At 49.5% G+C, this 19,158-nt stretch carries 17 protein-coding genes and 1 tRNA gene; 11 read left to right on the forward strand and 7 right to left on the reverse strand.

Going from position 1 to position 19,158, the window contains the following annotated elements; all coding sequences use genetic code 11:
• The first annotated feature begins 17 nt into the window (after positions 1 to 17).
• The gene (locus BZG84_RS06375; protein ID WP_198536716.1) at positions 18 to 2,192 is read left to right on the forward strand and encodes a TonB-dependent receptor domain-containing protein; all 2,175 of its coding nucleotides are present in this window, start codon (positions 18 to 20) and stop codon (positions 2,190 to 2,192) included.
• 167 nt (positions 2,193 to 2,359) lie between these two features.
• Positions 2,360 to 3,373, forward strand: a complete 1,014-nt coding sequence (locus BZG84_RS06380) for a 2-hydroxyacid dehydrogenase (protein ID WP_077481487.1) — start codon at positions 2,360 to 2,362, stop codon at positions 3,371 to 3,373.
• An 82-nt stretch (positions 3,374 to 3,455) separates the two neighbouring features.
• On the opposite strand, the gene yiaY is transcribed toward BZG84_RS06380, so the two are convergent.
• Complete coding sequence (yiaY, locus tag BZG84_RS06385) at positions 3,456 to 4,604, reverse strand: L-threonine dehydrogenase (protein ID WP_077481489.1); 1,149 nt, start codon at positions 4,602 to 4,604, stop codon at positions 3,456 to 3,458.
• A gap of 285 nt (positions 4,605 to 4,889) precedes the next feature.
• On the opposite strand from yiaY, the gene BZG84_RS06390 reads away from it, so the two are divergent.
• Positions 4,890 to 5,522, forward strand: coding sequence for an OmpA family protein (locus BZG84_RS06390; RefSeq protein ID WP_069586537.1), 633 nt, complete (start codon positions 4,890 to 4,892; stop codon positions 5,520 to 5,522).
• Positions 5,523 to 5,578: 56 nt separating this feature from the next.
• Here BZG84_RS06390 and BZG84_RS06395 read toward each other — a convergent pair whose 3' ends face one another.
• The gene (locus BZG84_RS06395) at positions 5,579 to 7,135 is read right to left on the reverse strand and encodes a cryptochrome/photolyase family protein (protein WP_077678063.1); all 1,557 of its coding nucleotides are present in this window, start codon (positions 7,133 to 7,135) and stop codon (positions 5,579 to 5,581) included.
• A 143-nt stretch (positions 7,136 to 7,278) separates the two neighbouring features.
• Here BZG84_RS06395 and BZG84_RS06400 point away from each other — a divergent pair, with 143 nt between their 5' ends.
• Complete coding sequence (locus BZG84_RS06400; RefSeq protein ID WP_235608121.1) at positions 7,279 to 7,857, forward strand: hypothetical protein; 579 nt, start codon at positions 7,279 to 7,281, stop codon at positions 7,855 to 7,857.
• An 85-nt stretch (positions 7,858 to 7,942) separates the two neighbouring features.
• Positions 7,943 to 8,605: a glutathione S-transferase family protein gene (locus BZG84_RS06405; RefSeq protein ID WP_077481494.1), complete on the forward strand. Its 663-nt coding sequence runs from the start codon at positions 7,943 to 7,945 to the stop codon at positions 8,603 to 8,605.
• Between the two features lie 38 nt (positions 8,606 to 8,643).
• Here the strand turns inward: BZG84_RS06405 and BZG84_RS06410 are convergent, their stop codons facing one another.
• On the reverse strand, positions 8,644 to 9,252 hold the full coding sequence (locus BZG84_RS06410) for a glutathione S-transferase family protein (RefSeq protein ID WP_077481496.1): 609 nt from the start codon (positions 9,250 to 9,252) through the stop codon (positions 8,644 to 8,646).
• A 184-nt stretch (positions 9,253 to 9,436) separates the two neighbouring features.
• Positions 9,437 to 9,934, reverse strand: coding sequence for a GNAT family N-acetyltransferase (locus tag BZG84_RS06415; protein ID WP_077481498.1), 498 nt, complete (start codon positions 9,932 to 9,934; stop codon positions 9,437 to 9,439).
• 268 nt (positions 9,935 to 10,202) lie between these two features.
• Between BZG84_RS06415 and BZG84_RS06420 the strand changes: the two genes are divergently transcribed.
• The gene (locus BZG84_RS06420) at positions 10,203 to 11,810 is read left to right on the forward strand and encodes a peptide ABC transporter substrate-binding protein (RefSeq protein WP_077481500.1); all 1,608 of its coding nucleotides are present in this window, start codon (positions 10,203 to 10,205) and stop codon (positions 11,808 to 11,810) included.
• 168 nt (positions 11,811 to 11,978) lie between these two features.
• Here BZG84_RS06420 and BZG84_RS06425 read toward each other — a convergent pair.
• Positions 11,979 to 12,054 (reverse strand) — tRNA-Asn (locus BZG84_RS06425).
• A 236-nt stretch (positions 12,055 to 12,290) separates the two neighbouring features.
• On the opposite strand from BZG84_RS06425, the gene BZG84_RS06430 reads away from it, so the two are divergent.
• The 3 genes from BZG84_RS06430 to BZG84_RS06440 all read left to right on the forward strand — a co-directional run bounded on the left by BZG84_RS06430 (position 12,291) and on the right by BZG84_RS06440 (position 15,644).
• A complete protein-coding gene (locus BZG84_RS06430; RefSeq protein ID WP_077678084.1) occupies positions 12,291 to 14,204 on the forward strand; it encodes a hypothetical protein in 1,914 nt (637 codons plus the stop codon).
• 64 nt (positions 14,205 to 14,268) lie between these two features.
• Positions 14,269 to 14,508, forward strand: a complete 240-nt coding sequence (locus BZG84_RS06435) for a YdcH family protein (protein ID WP_069586641.1) — start codon at positions 14,269 to 14,271, stop codon at positions 14,506 to 14,508.
• Positions 14,509 to 14,522: 14 nt separating this feature from the next.
• Positions 14,523 to 15,644, forward strand: coding sequence for a PQQ-dependent sugar dehydrogenase (locus tag BZG84_RS06440; protein ID WP_077678064.1), 1,122 nt, complete (start codon positions 14,523 to 14,525; stop codon positions 15,642 to 15,644).
• 11 nt (positions 15,645 to 15,655) lie between these two features.
• Here BZG84_RS06440 and BZG84_RS06445 read toward each other — a convergent pair whose 3' ends face one another.
• Complete coding sequence (locus BZG84_RS06445; protein ID WP_077481393.1) at positions 15,656 to 16,402, reverse strand: PilZ domain-containing protein; 747 nt, start codon at positions 16,400 to 16,402, stop codon at positions 15,656 to 15,658.
• A gap of 229 nt (positions 16,403 to 16,631) precedes the next feature.
• Between BZG84_RS06445 and BZG84_RS06450 the strand changes: the two genes are divergently transcribed.
• A complete protein-coding gene (locus BZG84_RS06450) occupies positions 16,632 to 17,645 on the forward strand; it encodes a glycine betaine ABC transporter substrate-binding protein (protein WP_077481391.1) in 1,014 nt (337 codons plus the stop codon).
• 67 nt (positions 17,646 to 17,712) lie between these two features.
• Here the strand turns inward: BZG84_RS06450 and BZG84_RS06455 are convergent, their stop codons facing one another.
• The gene (locus BZG84_RS06455; protein WP_077481389.1) at positions 17,713 to 18,552 is read right to left on the reverse strand and encodes an isopenicillin N synthase family dioxygenase; all 840 of its coding nucleotides are present in this window, start codon (positions 18,550 to 18,552) and stop codon (positions 17,713 to 17,715) included.
• 191 nt (positions 18,553 to 18,743) lie between these two features.
• Here BZG84_RS06455 and BZG84_RS06460 point away from each other — a divergent pair, with 191 nt between their 5' ends.
• The gene (locus tag BZG84_RS06460) at positions 18,744 to 19,121 is read left to right on the forward strand and encodes a glutaredoxin family protein (RefSeq protein ID WP_077481387.1); all 378 of its coding nucleotides are present in this window, start codon (positions 18,744 to 18,746) and stop codon (positions 19,119 to 19,121) included.
• Positions 19,122 to 19,158: the final 37 nt, after the last annotated feature.

Genomic DNA, 19,158 nt, shown 5'->3' on the forward strand with positions numbered 1-19,158 from the left:
AGTAAAGTTTTATGAGCATGCAGTATCCTCTTTTACGTTTTGCCATCTTGGCAGCGCTTTCCATGAGTGCCCAAGCCGCGAGTACCGACGGCACATCTGTTCCCAAAGAGATTGAGACCGTCAAAGTACAAGGCGAGCAGCTAAAGCACCCAATTACCCTTATCTCCCCGGGAAAATCCACGTTAGAGCTGGATGATATTCAACGCGAACAAGCCCACAACATCGGTGAGCTGGTAATGAAAATGCCGGGCGTATCACTTGATGGTGGCGCGCGCCCGGGTAGTGAACGCATTAATGTCTGGGGATTCTCACACCCTTCCGCGCTCTCGATCCGTGTCGATGGCGCCCCCGTCGGCTTTCAACAATATCGCTATGGTAGCTTTTTTCTTGACCCTCAACTGCTACGTTCGGTACGCCTTATCAAAGGCGACCATAACGTTCGCGCCAGCCTTGGCGCTTTCGCGGGCAGTTTTGTGATGGAAACGAAAGAGGCCACTGACTTTCTTGATCCAGATTCGTCGATTGGCGCCATGGCGCAAGCGGGTTTCAACAGTGTGAACCATCAATGGAAGCGCAGTGTCACCACCTATGGTGCGTCTGACTCTGGGTGGTCCGTGCTATTGCATGGCTCTCGACGTGATGCCGATGATATCGAACTAGGCAACGGTGATGTCTTTACCTTCTCTGGCTACCGTCAACACAGTTTGCTGGGTAAAGTTCGCTACCAATCCGACGCGCACAATATGATGTTCAGCCATACGCGCTATGATGACCAAGGGCGAAAACCGTGGGCAAACCGACGGGGAGCCATGCCATCGGTAACGCCCTACAAAATTAAAAAGTATGGTAGCTACGATGCCGCGCTATTTGCCGCCTCAGTGGACAATCATTATCGCGAATACACCAGCACCTTAAATTACCACTACCAGCCTTATAATGATTACATTGATACCAGTGTCGTCATTGCACACTCACAGAATCATCGCTATTGGGAACGCCCGGATAGTACCTATCACTCTTACATCACAACAGGCCAATATGGCCACCAAGTCTGGTTATCTTATGAGCGCTGGTTTGCCGAGCTAACCAATACCAGTCACTTCGGTGATCACGAAGTCATGGTGGGGGCGCAGTACCAGAACCAGGACAGAAACTCGCACGTTTACAACCATACTTATCGCAAAAAGCCAGAAAAGAACTATGGCTACTTTACGCCATCCTTTGAGCCCTCGGGCGAGCAACAAACCGCCAGTGTGTTCGTTCAAGATAAGTACTTTATTACCCCAGATCTCGAACTCACCGCATCACTGCGCTACAGCCATATTCGTTCTCAAGGGGTACCAAACGCCGCGCCAGACTATAATGACCCATCCGTTGGACACGATTACAGTGCGGTCTCACACCAAGGTTGGGAGCCGCGTATTGCATTAACCTACGATCTGAGTCCAGCCACGCAAATAAAAGCGGCTTATGCCTATGGTTTGAAGGCACCGACCATTGATGAGCTCTACACAGTGCAGTTTTCGAGAGCGTCTAAGCGCGCTGCCACCAGCCGCGATCTCTCAGTCACACGTATCAATGCCTATTTATTGGGCGTATCTGATAAGCGTCAGAATGCCTTGTTCGAAGGGGATCACCTAGCAACAGAGGTGACACTGTTTTGGAATGATGTCATTCATGACGTTGCGCAGCGTCGTGGGGTCAATGCGACCAAACAAAAAGAAGGCTACTACACCAATCTCGACGGACTCTATACTTACGGGTTTGATGCGCAAGTGCAGTATCGTCTCAACGATTGGTTTACAGATGCCTCTGTCTCTATGGTGCGCGGCAAACACAAAGGCTCGCTACGTGACAGTACCGGCGACGACGAGTATTGGTATGACAACCCGCCCCTCAGCGCCTCACTCGGCGTGGGCCATCAACTAACCGATACGATTGAAGTTGCATGGCAAGGCCAATACTGGGATGAGCAAGACCGTATCCCAGAGAACCCCTCACTGCATACCGCCAATGTAGAGAGCGACGCCTACTTCTTCCAAAACCTCTATGGAGAATGGACACCGCGTGACGACTTTACGCTACGCGCCACCATCGCTAACCTGACCAATCAGTATTACACACCCTACCTGTCTGCCGGTGTGCCCGCTGCGGGACGCGATGTACGCATAAACGCCACCATTAAGTTCTAGCCTATCCTTCACCGCGAGATAACCGAATAAAAGCCGCCTGCGTGGCTTTTATTCGGTTGGACCAACATCAACGCCTTTAACCTGATAAACCTCATGGTTTATTTTGGCTCCAAATCACGGTATTTATAACGCTTCTTTACCTCCCCCGACTTATTCGGAGGCAACACATGACGACCATTGCCGTATTTAGTGCCAAATCTTATGACAAGGCCGCCTTTGCTCATGCTAACCAAGCGTTTGGTTACACACTCGACTTTCATGATTTTCAGCTCACCGCCAAAACCGCCAAAATGGCTCAAGGGGCGGAGGCGATTTGCGCGTTTGTTAATGATGATCTTTCCCGCCCTGTGCTAGAGATTTTAAGTGACGCCAATATCAAACTGGTGGCGTTGCGATGTGCTGGCTACGATCGCGTCGATCTGGAGGCTGCAAAATCGTTGGGGATCACCGTCGTTCGCGTGCCCGCCTATTCTCCCGAATCGGTCGCAGAGCACACGGTGGGCATGATGATGTGCTTGAACCGACGCTTTCATAAAGCCTACCAACGCACACGCGATGCCAACTTTGAACTCGATGGCTTAGTCGGGTTTAACTTTCACGGTAAAACGGCTGGGATCATTGGTACGGGTAAAATTGGGATCGCAACGCTGCGGATCCTAAAAGGGCTTGGTATGCGTTTGTTGTGCCACGATCCATATCCTAACCCCCTTGCGATTGAGCTCGGTGGCGAATACGTCTCGAAAGAAACACTGTTTGCCGAAAGTGATGTGATTTCTCTGCATTGCCCGATGTCCAAAGACAACTATCATCTACTCGGCGAGCGTGCTTTTGCTCAAATGAAAAAGGGAGTGATGGTGATTAATACCAGTCGCGGTGAATTGCTCGATTCGGTAGCCGCTATTGAAGCCCTCAAACAAGGCCGTATCGGTGCGCTTGGTCTTGACGTGTATGACAATGAACGGGAGCTATTTTTCCAGGACAAGTCTAATGATGTGATTGTTGATGATGTATTCCGTCGCCTCTCTGCATGCCATAACGTGTTATTTACCGGACACCAAGCGTTTCTCACCAAAGAAGCACTGCACAATATCGCAGATACCACGCTCACTAATATTCATACCGTCCTGAACGGCGAGTGCTGCGAGAATCAAATTGCAGACGTCGAAGATCGCAGTGACTAACTTGCGCTGAGAACTCAACCTCATGAAAAAATAAAGGCCTGAATCATCAGGCCTTTTTAGAGTTGCTGTGATATCTAGGAAACTACATCGCTTCCATAAAGATTTTGGCGATTTCCTCATGCGTCGCTTGCTTCGGATTGGTGAAACCACACGCGTCATTCAAGGCGTTTTTGGTCAACACATCAATGTCTTCTTCTTTGGCGCCGAGTTCGCGCAAACCAGCAGGGATCCCAACATCGGTCGCCAATGCTTGAATGGCTTGAATGGCGGCTTTCGCACCTTCCTCCGCATTCATACTCTCTGTATCGACGCCCATTGCCGTGGCAACATCCCGTAAGCGCTCGGCACACACTTGCGCGTTGTAGCGTTGCACATGGGGTAATAGAACGGCGTTACACACCCCGTGCGGCAAGTCATAAAATCCACCTAATTGGTGCGCCATCGCATGCACATAGCCCAAAGACGCATTGTTAAATGCCATACCCGCCATAAACTGTGCGTAGGCCATCTGCTCCCGCGCCTCTAGGTTTTGGCCGTCAGCCACTGCGGTGCGCAGGTTTTCTTGAATCAGTGTCATTGCTTTCAGTGCAACTGCGTCAGTGATCGGCGTAGCGGCGGTCGATACGTAAGCTTCAATCGCATGGGTTAATGCATCCATGCCGGTCGCCGCCGTTAATGACGCCGGTTTAGCCAGCATCAGCTCAGGATCGTTGACGGAAATAATCGGGGTGGTGTGTTTATCAACAATCGCCATCTTAATGTGGCGCGCTTCGTCTGTGATAATACAAAAACGCGTCATTTCTGATGCGGTACCCGCCGTCGTATTGATCGCAATCAGCGGAAGTTGTGGCTTAGCAGACTGGTCCACGCCTTCATAATCACTGATATGACCGCCATTGGCTGCCACCAAAGCAATACCTTTGGCGCAGTCGTGCGGCGATCCACCCCCTAAAGAGATCACACAGTCACATTGGTTCGCTTGTAAAAGCGCTAACCCTTGTGCCACGTTTTCAGTAGTTGGGTTGGGCTGTGTGCCATCATAGACCACACAATCGACTTCTCGGCTATCAAGCAAAGCGGCGATTTGCTTTACCACACCAATTTGATTAAGGACTTTATCTGTAACGATAAGGGCTTTTTTAAATCCATGTGATTGAATCGCGTCTGCGGCTTCAGAAAGGCAACCTGCGCCCATAAGGTTAACAGCAGGGATAAAGAACGTGCTCGACATGACCATTTGCTCCTTTAGTCGGGATCATTGCGGCCCAGACATGACAGGGCCTTTTATGGGTTTTGTTGTAACACGCTGTTTGCTCATCACATTTTGATCCAGCGCAATTTGCACGGCAGGTTGCAGGGAAAAGAAGACAAAACTGAGAACTCTGTCAGTGGTCTTCTGTTAAGTGTTTAAAACACCGTCACTAATTCATAAATTTGACACTTTCTTGAAGAAGAGTGTCTAAGCTGAAGTAAATTAAACTGACCACCGTTTGGTTATAGTGAGAAAACAATGGGAATGAAATGCAAACTAACTGCGGTTGCCGTACTGACCGCATCACTGGCCCTCACTGGTTGTGAGTCGATGTCGAACACCCAAAAAGGCGCGACAATTGGCGCGATCACTGGGGCCATCGTGGGCAAATCGACATCGAACCATAAAGGCAAACGTGCCTTTATTGGCGCAGCTATCGGTGCCATTGGCGGTGCAGCTGTCGGTAATTATATGGATCAGCAAGAGCAAGCATTCCGTGAAGAATTGGCGGGCTCGGGCATTCAGGTAGTGCGTGAAGGCGACAATATTCGCTTGATCATGCCCTCAAACATTACGTTCGGGTTAGATCAGGATGCAATTGCGGCCGATTTTTATCCTAAGCTCAATGCCATTGCTAATGTGATGCGCAAGTACGACAAAACCTTCTTGAGCATTGAGGGTCACACAGACGACACGGGCGCAGCGGCCTATAACCAGCGTTTGTCGGAGCGCCGTGCCATGAGCGTCAAACGCTACCTCGCCAGTCAGTCGATCGACAATGCACGTTTGTACACGTCCGGTTTTGGTGAGACACGTCCACTGGTTGCGAACAACAGCGCGGCAAACCGTGCGCTCAACCGCCGTGTTGAGATTCAGATTGTGCCAAACACGCAATAAGCGCGACGCGATTTATGACCGCCCTCACGCTCCAGTTGAGGGCGGTCATAACGGCATCAAAGCGCATCAAGATTGGCAAGCAATTCATCCGCATGCGCCAAAATCTGGCTTTGCTGCGTCTCTGACATCTTATCCCAATTTCGATACGGCATGGCTGTGCGTGGGTTACGGGCAAACTTGTCGCGATGACGCGCCATGAAATGCCAATATAGCGCGTTGAATGGACACGCCTTAGGACCAGCTTTCTCTTTCACATCGTATTCACACCCAGCGCAATAGTCACTCATCCGGTTGATATAGGCGCCACTGGCCGCATAAGGTTTCGTCCCCACAATGCCATTATCGGCGAACTGCGTCATTCCGCGCGTATTCGGCATTTCGACCCACTCGATCGCGTCAACATAGATTGAGAGATACCAATCATCCACTTCATCTGGGTCGACGCCCGCAAGCAGACAGAAGTTTCCTGTCACCATGAGTCGCTGAATGTGATGGGCATACGCTGTCTCTAACGATTGCGTAATCGCATGCGAGAGACAACGCATTTTGGTCTTTCCATCCCAGAAAAATGCCGGCAATTGACCTTGCGCACCCAGTGCATTTTTTTGTGCATAATCAGGCATGTTCGCCCAGTACACACCGCGAACATATTCGCGCCAGCCTAAGATCTGTCGGACAAACCCTTCAATCTGAGCAAGGTTGATATCATCATTTTGGCGGTAATGATCAATCGCAGCTTGGATCACTTGCATGGGGTGAAGCAGCTTGGCATTTAACGCAAAAGAGAGGCGGCTGTGGTACAAGCTCCACTGATGAGGGCTTTGCCCTGTCATCGCATCTTGAAACTGGCCAAACAGCGGCAGGCAGTAGGTGCAGAAATGGTTAAGGAGCGCTTTCGCCTGCTGGCGCGTCACCGGCCACATTAATGCTGGCGCCGAACATCCGATGGTTTTAACCTGATGGCGCTCAATACGGGTGAGAATATCGCTGACATCATTGGCGAAAATCAATGGCGCAGGAATCGCATCAAGATCCGCTTTTTTTAGCTTATTACGATTTTGCTGATCATAATTCCACTTCCCGCCCTCAGGCTTATCCCCCTCCATTAAGACATCAAACTGCCGACGCATATCGCGGTAGAAAAACTCCATTTTTCGGTGCTTACCGGCGGTGAACTGGGTGGCAATCTGTGAAAAGGGTAAGAGAAAGTGTTCCGTCTCGACACACTGGGATTCAACCTCATTGGGTAAACGTAATTGTTCGAGTTGCATCGCGAGCCGATACTCATCAGGACGCTGATATTCGAATCGATCGACTTGATAGTGCTCACAAAGAGCGCACAGCAAGGCGGGCAAGTCTGGATAGGCTTGCGTGTCATCCAGTGTGAGGTAGTTAACATCATGCCCAGCCTTTTCAAGCGCACTAGCAAACTGCGCCATTGCAGCAAAGAACGCACAAACCTTTTGAACATGATGGGTAACGTAATCGGTTTCTTGTTTAAGCTCGGCAATGACATACAACACTCCCTGATCGTGCTGCTTAAACCATGAGTGGCTGGCATTCAGTTGATCACCGAGAACCAAACGCAAGGTGTGATAACGAGATTGAAGCACAGGTACCTCAGTCAGTACTGATTGAAATAATGGCTAACATACGTAGAAGATAACGTTTTCGATGACAGAAAACCGAGCTAGGCTTGAATATTCGCCGAAACGCTCTACATTGAAGCAGACGTTGTGACCACGCAGACCTTTTCATGCCAAAAGCCATCATTCAACTTTGGATTCTTGTCGGCTATTTTATGATGGCAGTGCCCACGCATGCGATGAATGAACCTCTCAATACATTCGTGCAAGACTTACGTTTTCACGGCTATGTGGACAACTACGGCAATGTAAAACTCCGCTTTTCCCCCATCACGACCTTACCCGCGGGGTTAAAAACGCAAGGGTACTTAGATATTGAAGCTAGTGATATTTCGCGACTGCCTCGCGGGCTGGATATCGGCGGTTACTTAAATGCGGCAAATACGCCACTAACACGGCTACCGCGACTTAAAGTCGGTGGCTATATCAACCTCACCAATACCGCTGTAACCGCATTACCGCCAAACCTCGTCGTGCGTGGCGACCTCAGTCTGGTCAATACGCCTCTCACCACCTTGCCAAGACGCTTGTACGTTGAGGGCAACCTTTATCTTACTAACTCGCCAATTAGCGCATTACCCGACGATATTTACGTGGGAGGCAATGTATACATTCGCGGTACAAATATTTCATCCGTGGATCCGGAGTTGCGCATTCAAGGCCGAGTACTCCCACCACCAAATCAATGAATTGAACCAACAGGACTGATCGAAATAGCAAGGTTATCGTATCGATAGCTGAGCCTTTTTAAACTTACAGTCAAAGATATTCCTTATGATTATTATTCATCACCTTGAACAATCGCGTTCTCAGCGTATTGTTTGGTTGCTTGAGGCACTGGGTGTGCCCTATCAAATCAAGACCTACTCGCGTGACCCCAACACCAAGTTGGCGCCCCCCGAGCTCAAACGCGTTCACCCTCTGGGCAAAGCACCTGTGATTGAGGATGAAGGGACGATCATTGCAGAGTCGGGCGCGATCATTGAGTACATTTTGGAAAAGTATGGTGACGGGCGCTTACAGCCACAAACGCCAGAGCAGAAAGGTCACTATCGCTACTGGATGCACTATGCCGAAGGGTCTTTGATGCCAATATTGGTCATGTCATTGATTTTCAGCAAAATCCCAGAGGCACCGATGCCCTTTTTTGTGCGTCCCTTGGCAAAAAAGCTGATGAAAGGCGTCACCGACCAGTTTATTGCACCCCAGCTGCGAGACCATCTTGCCATGATCGAACACCACTTAACGACGCATGATTGGTTGTGTGGTGACATACTCACAGCGGCAGATATTCAAATGAGTTTCCCATTAATCGCAATGCGTCCTCGTCTAGACCCACAGCAACACGGTCACATTGTTGCGTATCTTGAGCGCATTGAACAACAGCCTGGCTATCAAAGCGCCCTGTGTGTTGTGGGGCCGCTAAAAACGCTTTAAGCCCGCTAATGCGGGCTTAATCTTAATAAAAATCATGGTTACGCAGGTTGGGTGTGACGAGCCTGAACGACCCAGCGTTGATATCCTGATGATGATTTCAGTTGCTGATACCATTGCGACACGTGCGGCGGCAAAGTCATTGATGGCGTCAAGGCAAGAGAATGGACCACAGTGCCAATCGCAATATCAGCGAGCGTCATCATATCAGAGATTAAATAGCGACGCTCAGCAAGCTCTTCGTTCAGCTTCTCTAAATCGTAGCGGCACTGCTCAAGGGCCGACTCTCTCACCTTGGGATCGCTCGATGCTTCCAAGCAAGCAGTTTTAACCGTAGGCTGAAACGAAGATAGGCACCAATCCATCCAACGTTCGTAGCGCGAGCGTTGAAACGCGCAATCTGGGTACCACATTTTATTGCCATAGCAGGCAACCAGATAGCGCAAAATGGTGTGCGATTCCCACACACTGTTTGGGCCGTCTTCTAATACCGGCACCTGACGCATCGGACATTTTTGTGCCAGTGCATCAGCGTCTTGGGCATTATGATGAATATCGACCTCATCCAGTTCGATACTTAAATCTAACTCATCAATCAGCCACATCACTTTTTGAACATTAATGGCAGAAGGGTGGCCATAAATCTTCATGATTACTCTCCTTGTTAAACGCAATACCTCAACGACTCAACGCGTTTTTTTGGCCGATGAATGTCACTTTTCATCCCACCACAACGCCAGTCGTATCGAGATCAACCGCCAAGCATGATCCCTGCTTATTAGTGATTTATTTGAGCGTCGCATAATCCTTCTTTTTTAGCAAGTCATCGCGGGTTTAACCCACACCACCATCCGGACTGACTTTGTTATCGATTTTTTTCAACATAATATGCTGCGGACCTGCACTACCACCATGATACAACTCGCCCGTATCAGTGAAGCCTGCGCGTTGGTAGCACACAATCGCGCCCGCATTTTTGCAATTAACGGTCAGGATAAGACGCTGCGTCCACGGATAGCGTGGTTTGACATAATCCGCCAAGGCCATCATCGCGCGGCGACCCAGTGCGTTACCTTGGTGGTGCTGATCGATAAACACCGCACGAACTCCCATATCACCTGAATGGGCAAAGTCGTATTGCGACGCGTAACCAGTATCAAGAATAAACCCGCCCACAATCACGGTCTCTACCTCAATCAGGTGTAGATGAGCAAATTCATTGGCCGCCGCCAAGATTTCCTCTGGGCGTCCGACAAAAGGCAGCTGCTCATGCGTGATAGAAAGAGACAAAAATGAGGCTAAGTCAGTGGGAGAAAATGGACGTAACAGCACGGGAGATCATCCTTGAGTCTATGAAAAACGGCTAATTTATCATAAAACCGCCTAAGCTGTCCGAGGGGATTATGCCGTATGAATACGCCGCGATCGGCAACCGCCATGCAGGATTAAATCGATATAAAAATAGAGGTCACGATTTCACGCTTTTCCTGTCGTCGATTTGTCATCTTTTTATCACATCGCTTTTCTTCGCTTACCATTTGTGGTTAATCTATTGATTAACAAGGCTTATTAACAAATTACTCAACCAAGGAATGGAAAGATGAAATTAAAACTATTAGCAGGTTCATTGGCACTCGCATTGTGTAGCTCAGCGTTTGCAGCTCACGTCCCAGAAGGCGTGGAGCTTGCCGAGCAACAGACTCTTATTTGGGGGGTTTCTGGCGAAGTGCCTACGCTGGATCCGACCAAGTCCAGTGATACCGCCAGTAACAAAATTATCTCAGATTTGTTCGAAGGCATTACATCGCGCACGCCAAGTGGCGATATTGCACCAGGTTTAGCAAAAAACTGGGAAGTCAGTGAAGATGGGTTAACGTACACATTCCATTTACGCGAGGCGACATGGTCTGACGGTGAGCCCATTACAGCGGAAGATGTTGTCTATACACTACAACGTGCCGTCGACCCAGCAACCGCTGCACCATACGCTTGGTATTTAGGCACCGCGAACATTCTCAATGCAACCGAAATCACCGATGGACATAAGCCAGCAAGTGCGTTAGGCGTGAAGGCGGTGGACGACCATACCATCGAGTTTACATTGGTGCGACGTACTCCTTATTTCCCCAATATGCTCACCCATTCTTCGACCTACCCTGTACCAAAACATACGGTAGAAAAGTATGGTGATAACTGGACACGCCCCGAAAACATGGTCAACTCCGGCGCCTATAACTTAACCAACTGGGTGATTAATGAGCGCATCGATCTTGAGCGTAACCCCATGTACTGGAACGATAAAGAAACGGTGATTAATAAAACATCGTATGTAACCTCCAGCGATGCTAACGCGGAATATAACCGCTATCGCACCGGTGAGATCGACGTGACCTTTAGCTTCCCGCTTGAATCCTATAAGAAAATCAAGCAAGAGCGTCCCGATGAATTCCTAACCATGCCATCGCTTGCAACTTATTACTATTTATTCAACACAGAGCGCGAACCGTTTAACGACGTGCGCGTACGCAAAGCACTCGCCTATGCCATTGATCGTAATGTCGTCACCGACATAATTCTTGGTCAAGGACAACAACCTGCCTACAGTGCAACACCACCAGCCATCAATAACTTCGAACCGCCGAAATTGGCTTGGGCGGAAATGACCCAAGAAGAACGTTATCAAAAAGCAAAAGAACTCTTGGCCGAAGCGGGATACAGCAAAGACAACCCTCTGGAGTTTGAATTGGTGTATAACACCATGGAATCCCACAAAAAACTTGCATTGACAGTAACGTCTATGTGGAAACGCCATCTCCCGGTTAAAGTCAGCTTAGCCAACCAAGAGTGGAAAACCTTTTTGCAAAAAGTGCTACAAAAAGACTTTGATGTGGCTCGCGATGGATGGAATGGTGACTACAATGAGGCTTCAACTTTCCTAAGCTATTTCAGTAGTAAAGGTATGAATAAGTCCAATTGGAGCAACCCTGAATACGACAAGCTGCTTGACCAAGCCCTCTCCGTTGTCGACCCAGAAAAGCGTAAGGCCTATTATCAGGAAGCGGAGCGCATTTTCGCCAAGGAGATGCCTGCCATTCCAATGTACTTTTACACGCGTAGTGTGATCAAAAGCCCTAAAGTAGGCGGCTATAATACGGAAAACCCGAACGACCTACGTTACACTCGGAACCTTTATATCACTAAAAACTAATCGATAGTGATAGGAAAAAGCGTCACGCATTGCGCGTGGCGTTTTTGTTTGACGCGAGCAAAAAGAGGGAGACGATCCGCATTCAAACTGGTCAAGCACGCGCTTCGAACCCAAGAACGATAGATATAAAAAAAGCGCCAACCTCTCGGCTAGCGCTTTTTCTGAATTTGGCTCCCCCAACTGGACTCGAACCAGTGACATACGGATTAACAGTCCGCCGTTCTACCAACTGAACTATGGGGGAAATGTGTTTCGTAACAACGAGAAGGATGGTAGGCGATTGCCGCAAAGGGTGCAACCCCTTTTACGGTGATTTATCGCTTTTCATGTTCAAATGGCTAAAAATACGCCAAAACAAGCGATTATCACATACGTTTTGCATCCTTCCCCCAAAAAATGCCAAGATGACAAACAGACAGAAAAAGGAAACAAACATTGAATCCGGACGCCTCTTCCCTGCCCCGTTTTATTGCTGGCCCCATGCTACGGCGAACTACTCAACATGAAGTCGTCGTATGGGCGGTATTATCAACGCCGCCAGACCAAGGCACATTGTCCGTTTTTGATGATCAGACTCTCCTCGCCGCGATGCCACTCTCCTCGGCGCAGCAATTTCGCGCTGGTAAGCACGCATGGGTGGTACTGGCTCATCTCCGATGTGCGCACGGCTTTCCGCTCGATGTGCCATTGCGTTACGACATCTTACTCGATCAAAAGCCCTTGTCCGAATGGATCCCGGATTTACTCTATGACGGTGAACGTTCACCGCACTTTGTGATCCCCTCCCAAGCGAACCATTTAGCGCATGGCTCATGTCGGCACCCGCACCATCAGTGTGATGATGCACTGGTCACACTCGACGATAAACTCGCCAATGAGGAGATCTCACAATGGCCGGACATGCTCATTATGAGCGGAGATCAGATTTACGCCGATGATGTCGCCACACCAATGTTGCAGCGGATCAAAGCCTTGATTGCTCGGCTGGAGCTCAAAAATGAATACTTTGACGCCGCACCGATTGCACATTGCCGGGAACTCGATACGCATCCAGATGGCTACCTCAACCGAACAAAATTGTTGCCCGCACAGCGCGCACGGTATGGTTCTCTGTTCGAACGGTTAAAAGGACGTGCGCTGCCGATCTTCACCTCTCAGACAACCAGCAATCACCTGATTAGCTTTGCCGAACATTTCGCCATGTATTTACTGGTGTGGTCGCCAGAAGCTTGGCGCATCACAAATACAGCCTCAGTCGCACTCAATCGCGTGTTAACGCCACAGCAACAGTCACGGTATCAGCGTGAAGAGCAAGCCCTGACTAAGTTTCAACACGGTCTGCCCCAAGTTAGGCGTCTGTTCGCCCATCTCGCCACCTATATGATTTTTGATGACCACGACATCACCGATGACTGGAACATCACCGTAGGCTGGGAGCAAGCAGCCTATCAACAGCCCTTTTCACGGCGCATTATCGGCAATGGTCTGTTTGCCTACTGGCTATGCCAAGGTTGGGGAAATGACCCTAAACAATTTGATTCCTCGTTTGTTGCGCTTGCGACGGCTAGCCAGTTTGGACAGTCTGGCGATGACCCGAATGATAGTGCGCACGACGCAATGATTGAGACGCTACTTCGCTTTGAGCATTGGCATTACAACGTACCGACGACCCCCTGTGTAGTGGTACTCGATACTCGAACTCGTCGGTGGCGCTCGGAGTCCAGCATGAACCGCCCATCCGGCTTGATGGACTGGGAAGCTCTGATGGATTTTCAGCATGACCTACTCAAGCATGACAGTGCGGTCATTGTCTCGGCCGCACCCATGTTCGGGGTAAAGTTTATTGAAGTATTACAACGTATCGCAATTTGGCTCGGCAAGCCCACCATTGTCGATGCTGAGAACTGGATGGCTCATCCGGGCAGTGCCAATACCTTACTGAGTATTTTCCGCCACCAGCGTACGCCAACCAACTACGTGATCCTATCGGGTGATGTGCACTATTCATTTGCCTACGACATTCGTATTCGTTTTCGTACCAATAGCCCGCGCTTATGGCAAATTACCGCGAGCGGCTTTAAAAACAATTTCCCAGAGCCGCTGCTGAGTATTTGTGAATGGTGCGATCGTATTTTGTTCAGTCCTCGCTCACCATTTAATTGGCTCACCAAGCGAAAGCGCATGCGGATTGATAGGCGTGATCCCGACACCGCAGGCCCTAAGCGCTTAGTGAACGCCAGTGCTGTCGGACTGGTCACCTTACAACCGGACGGTTCGCCACATACCATCAGCTTATTGACAGCTGACGGCAAAACCATCCATTTCCCCGATAAAAAAGCAGCGAAAGCCGTCGAGCCCAGCATCCCGCCACTCGACCCGAATCAAGCAGACTGAAACTGGAGAGATCGGCAAAGCACGCCTAGCCTTAATAGCATCACAAGGTGAGAAGGAGGTGTTTATGCAAGGCGAAAATCATGCGCTTATCTTTGAGTTCCCAGAGTACCGTGAACGCATTCATGATTTGAAGGCGAACGATCCTGACTTCCAACTTGATGCCAAACGTTATCATCAGCTCGATCATCATATTCGTGGTCTGGAAATGAAGCAGATCCCAACCAGCGACGACATTTTTACCGCGATGAAAAAGCAACGTGCACACCTTAAAGATCGCCTCTATCGTAAACTCAGCGTCCACTGATCAAGGAGGTCGTCATGCACCGGATATCGTCGATTTTTTTGTTGATGTTCGTATTGTGCGCCCCATTGAGCGCGCACGGGGTGACTGTCGAGACTGAAACAGTCACTGTGAATGTTGAGGAAGTGAAAAGCGGCTTCGACCACCCATGGGGGATGGCCGAGCTACCTAATGGCGATATCCTGATCACCGAACGGAACGGCACTTTAAAACGCCTAACGCCTAATGGGCTAACGGTGAACATATTAGGAGTACCCAAAGGCGTCTATCAGCAGGGACAAGGAGGGCTATTTGATATTGCGTTAGCGCCGGATTTCCCCGCGACCGGCACCCTATACCTTTCTTATGCTGCAGAAGATGAACGCGGTCAAGCGGGAACAGAAGTGCTCAAAGCAACGCTGTCACAAGATGTTCTCATCAATAGCAAGGTCATTTTTACTGCATTGCCCAAACGCGGCGGAACCCGTCACTTTGGCAGTCGCCTATTGGTGACCCAAGAGCACCTTTACATCACGCTGGGCGACCGCGGCCACCGTGACCGCGCCCAGTTTATTACCGATCATTTGGGGAGTTTAGTGCGTTTAAACCTTGATGGCAGTTTGCCGGTCGACAATCCGTTCTCTGCTCATGATGCAAAAAAGCCCGAGATTTTTAGTTACGGTCATCGCAATGTGCAAGGTATCACACTCGATAATAATGGCAGCACTGTCTGGGCGCATGAACACGGCCCTCAAGGTGGCGATGAACTCAATATCATCGAAAAAGGGGTTAACTATGGCTGGCCTATCATCACTTATGGGGTAAATTACGGATTGGGCACACAAATTGGTGAAGGCACCGCGAAAGAAGGTATGCAGCAACCTGTCTATTATTGGGATCCGTCAATTGCACCATCAGGCATGATCATGGTGAACAGTGATCGCTTCCCGATGTGGCAAGGCAACCTACTACTTGGATCATTAAAATTTGGTCTGTTGGTGCGCCTAACCCTCGAAGACGGTACCGTAGTGAGCGAAGAGCGGCTATTTGATGGTCAGTTCGGGCGTATCCGTGACGTGATTCAAGCCAGTGATGGCAGCATTCTACTTCTCACAGATAAACGAAACGGGAGCTTACTGAAAATCACCCCGCGCATGTAAAAAGATGACGACTAATTCAGAGCCGTCTCACCTTTATTATCGGACACAGCTAATCGGTAATAGGTGCCATCGAAGGCAAGATTGGTGATTAACCACGTACTGCGTGCCTTGCTACGATCGTCAAACTGAAAGCCACACAAGTAATCATCGCTGAGTAATCGATGTGAGAGTATCGAACCATTAAGCGTAAGATCTTGATTCGGGGCGATATGGTCAAGGTTTAGCGCCGCTTTTTTTTCTGGTGCTAATTTGGCGCCCATTGAACGGTAAGCGAATAAACATCCGCCAACCGACAAATCGCGTACCTCCACCTCAATCTTGCTCATTCCCTCTGTGGCAAGCGTCGCTGATAGTGCCACTGGAAAGCGCTTGTCTTGTCGCAACGGCGTGGCTGTCGCGCCCTCACGGAGCAGCTCAATGCACACAATACTGCAGTGGCTCTCGAGCACGCCTTGCACCTTGCCACTGAATCGGACTAGCGACCCATCCGCGGCCACACCATGCAATCGCACTTGAAAGCCTGGGTTTAAATATTGCCCTTTTTGCTGCGCAGATAGAGACGGGATTTGGGTGTAGCAATAACGTTTGCCGTCTGTACCAAGCATAATGGCATTAAAGCGAAATAACCCTTTCATCGGCGTGTGCACATGCATACGCACTAAGGCTGCGCTTCCTAGCTTTAAAGCCGCTTGAGATCCAGACAGGGCGATTAAATCATCTTGTTGTTCAATGGCATTAAGTTGATCTTGGCGAGGCATGTGCAATTCCTAGACAGTCATCAAAACCAAGGTGCAACGGCAACGCGCTCAGCAGCTTGTACGAAGGCGTACCGATAGTGATTATAACGAGCGTTGTTAGCCTAAAGATCAAAAAATATGTTTTTAAATTGTGATTCAGCACCTTGCGCTTCATCGAGTATAGACCTTGTATCAGACGCATGGTACGTTTTGGTTTTGACTTAACACTAGCGACTTTCAAGGACGATCTATGCGACCCCGACTCTGTGCGCTCCTACTTTCTCCATTATTTATCTTGACGCCAAACGCCTATGCCGATGAGCCAGCCTGCGGCGATGTCACCATTGCGGATATGAATTGGAATTCAGCCACCCTAATGGCACATGTTGACCAATTTATCCTTGCTAACGGCTATGGCTGCGACGTTCGTTTGGTCCCCGGTGACACCATGCCAACAGGCGTATCGATGACAGAAAAGGGTGAGCCGGATATTGCGCCTGAGTTCTGGACCAACTCGCATAAAGCAATGCTCGATAAAGGTGTGGCTGATGGGCGGCTCAGATACGCCGGCAATGCATTTAGCCAAGGCGGGAACGAAGGCTTTTGGGTGCCAAAATACATGGTGGACCAACATCCAGAGCTTGCTACTATCGACGGTATTAAGTCACATCCAGAATTATTTCCACACCCCGAAGACCCCGACAAAGCGGCGTTTATGGGCTGCCCCGCCGGATGGACGTGCCAAATTTCCGCTAAGCACCTTTTTGACGCACTTCAACTGGGTGAAGCCGGTTTTGAGATGATCGATCCCGGCTCCGCCGCTGGTCTGGCTGGAACCATTGCTCGTGCCAATGATCGTCGTGATGCGTGGTTTGGTTATTACTGGGCACCGACGCCAGTGATGGGCAAATATGAAATGGTCGAAGTGGACCTTGGCGCAGACGTTGATCTTGAGCACTATAAAAGCTGCATCACTCAAGCGGAATGCCAGACTCCAAAAGTCACTGCGTTTCCCACCTCTCCCGTGCATACACTCACCACAGCGTCATTTGCGGAACAATCGCCGATCGCCTTTCGCTACGTTCAGCAACGTGAATACGATAATAGCGTCATGAGTGACATGCTCGCATGGATGGATGATTATCAAGCTGATGGCGAGATCGCCGCCGATGAGTTCTTACGCCGCTATCGCGACCTTTGGCATCAATGGGTCAGTGAGGAGGCTGCCGCGCGCATCGAAGAAGCCTTGGGGGATGACGCCTAACTTGCAATACACGAAACGGGTCTAAATAAAAAGCCGAGGGACATATCACCTCGGCTTTTCTTTTCGCTTACAGAACGCCTAATTCACGTAAACGCTCAGTCAAATAACTTTTCGCCGTATAGCGAGAAGACAGCACCACATCCGGTTTCGGATGCAAAAACAGCGGTAACGAGATCCGTGCTTTGGTTTTATCTGCGCCTTCAGGATTAATCACGCGATGGGTGGTTGAGGGGAAGTAGCCACCCGATGCTTCTTGTAGCATATCGCCAATATTGACGATTAAGTTACCGAAGTCACACGGCACATCTAGCCAACGCCCGTCTTTCGCTTTCACTTGCAAGCCCGGCTCATTCGCTGCAGGCAGGATGGTCAACAGATTAATATCTTCATGGGCCGCGGCACGGATAGCACCTAGCTCTTCATCGCCTTTTAACGGCGGGTAATGTAATACGCGTAACAATGTCTGCTCACTCCCTGCAATCATGCTAGAAAGTGATTGTGAGTAGTGCTCACTGACGCTGTCCGGTGACTGACGCTCCACCCATGACAGCAAGGTCTCAGCCAAGCTAGTCGCTTGTTGATAGTAAGATTGCAGATTATCACGGAGGGCTGAAGGACACTGCCCCCAAGGGTAGTAATGAAAAAATTCCTTTAAATCGCGCTTGGTGTGGCCTTTCGCCGTTTCCGCAATTTTAGAGGGGAAAAACCCATCTTGGGTATCGGGCTTAAAGGTAAATGTATGTTTTTCCTCGGTGTTAAAAAAACCTTCCCATTGGTTGTAAATATCAGCCACGAGCTGCTGCTGTAGTGGGTGGTTTTTAAGCACGCCAAATCCCGTTTCACGTAAGGATTCAACAAAGGCTTGCTCCGCATTGGGCGCTTGAAAGTCAATGGCTTGCAGTGTCATAGGGTACCTGTAATCGTTTGCTTATTATCGTGAGGTTGCAGGACGGTTAGTTTACCAGCCAAAAGGCGCCATACAACGTAACCGTGTTTCACACCAGAAACACATTGTCACCATTTAGAAACAAACCCTGATATAGGGTCACGTGCGCTGTCGTGTTAAACTCTGCACTTTGATACACACAGGGAGTGAAAATGGGTGTTATTCGTTGGATCCTTGGCCGGATCATTCTCGTTGTTGAAGCGCTCACTAAGCCTAAGCCACCAAAGCTGAACGCGGATCAGCACCAAGCCATGGTCGCGTTTTCAAAGCAAGTGACCTTATACCAATTTCAAGCATGTCCATTTTGCGTCAAAGTTCGCCAAGCAAGCCGAAAGCTCGGACTGCCGCTGGCGGCAAAAGACGCCAAACGCGATATGACCGCCCGACGTGAGCTGGAACAGGGAGGCGGAAAGATTAAAGTTCCCTGTTTACGTATTCAACAGGGCGACGAGGTGCAATGGATGTATGAGTCAGACGACATTATTGCATATCTCAATCAAGCCACGACTCCTATTACACAAGCTGATTGAATGCTTAGTTAGACAATAAAAGACTCGGCGTCTACAT

This window comes from Salinivibrio sp. PR932 (genome assembly GCF_001996125.1).
Lineage (GTDB): Bacteria > Pseudomonadota > Gammaproteobacteria > Enterobacterales > Vibrionaceae > Salinivibrio > Salinivibrio proteolyticus.